Genomic DNA, 1,315 nt, shown 5'->3' on the forward strand with positions numbered 1-1,315 from the left:
AAACCGAAGCCACGGAGATAGTAATTATCGACAGTCAAATGAATTACCGAGGAAAACTTGACACTTACCTTTTTTTCTTTCACCCGGTGTTATAATAATAAAGACGAGATGTACTGAAAGTTATTTCTCCCAAAGGAGGTCTTATGAAGCACCAGGAACATTTCCCCTTAAATGATAAAGAGAAAGCGCTTCTCCATATGGAAGAGGAAAAGCTGGGCCAGCCCCTGAAGGAACTCACCGGAGGCCCTGCCTACAGCATGTGCTTTGCCTGCGGCACCGACAATCCCATAGGGCTCCATCTTCATTTCTTTTCCATTCCCAAAGGCTGCCTTGCCTTCTTCACCCCTTCCCATGAACACCAGAACTACAATGACCGCATGCACGGCGGCCTCATTATGACCCTCATGGACGAGGTCATGGGAAATTATCTCTTCCTCACCACCGGGGTGCCTGCCTACACCGGCAAAATGGAATCCCGCTTCCGCTCCCCCGTACTCATCGGGGAGACGGTGAAGGTCATCTGTCATGAGGTGAAACGAAAAGGCCCCCTGGCGGTCCTGGAAGCCCAAGTGCTCCACGAAGACGGTACGGTGGCTGCAGAAGCCACATCCCACATGATGTTTGAACAGAAAGGATGATAGAAATGGCAAAAGAAGAAATTCTTGAAAAAGTTAAGGAAATTATGAATGCCCCCCCAGCTGCTACGAAGGGCTGAAAAAGGTGTGTGAGGCGTATCTCAAAGCTGCCGGAACAGCGGACGAAAAGGAAGCGGCCCTCACCCTCAAAAAGGAACTGAAGGAAGACGTATGCTCCATCGACCAGGTCATCCCCTTCTTTGAATCGGAAGAGGGAGCCAAAGTCCTTGGCGCCGATACAGCCAAAGGCCTGGCAAAGGCCGCGCACGAAGCAAAGGCTAAGGGTGTGAAATACTGCATCTGCCCCGCCTGCACCGCCGGCGGCTGGCTCCTTGACCACGAATCGGAATGGTAAGAAAAAAAGGCTGTGAAAAAATGATTTACATTTTTTCACAGCCCCTTTTGTATACATAAATTTTCACGGAAATTGGCCAAATGACAGTCTGCTTCCTGCCTCTACGTCATTTCGAGCGATGCTGTATGTATTTATGGATGATAATGCCTTTTGTTCTATTGAGGCTCTGAGCCGAAAAATCTCCTGCCACCATGCTGCTTGTGCCATTAGGATGTGGGATTTCTCCACTCCACTGCGCTGCGGTCGAAATGACAGTGAGGTGGAGTGGCAGCGGTGTCATTTCTGTATTTTTCACAGCCCTTTTTTAGGGAAGCACTGATTAATT

At 49.3% G+C, this 1,315-nt stretch carries 2 protein-coding genes; both read left to right on the forward strand.

Features of this window, described 5'->3' with window-relative positions; genetic code table 11:
* Positions 1–143: 143 nt before the first annotated feature.
* Complete coding sequence (locus B2Y11_RS01310; protein WP_291055150.1) at positions 144–638, forward strand: PaaI family thioesterase; 495 nt, start codon at positions 144–146, stop codon at positions 636–638.
* A gap of 82 nt (positions 639–720) precedes the next feature.
* A complete protein-coding gene (locus tag B2Y11_RS01315) occupies positions 721–990 on the forward strand; it encodes a heat-shock protein Hsp90 (protein WP_291055153.1) in 270 nt (89 codons plus the stop codon).
* Positions 991–1,315 lie beyond the last annotated feature (325 nt).

This window comes from Dialister sp. UBA1703 (assembly GCA_002320515.1).
In the GTDB taxonomy this organism is placed as follows: Bacteria; Bacillota; Negativicutes; order Veillonellales; family Dialisteraceae; genus Dialister.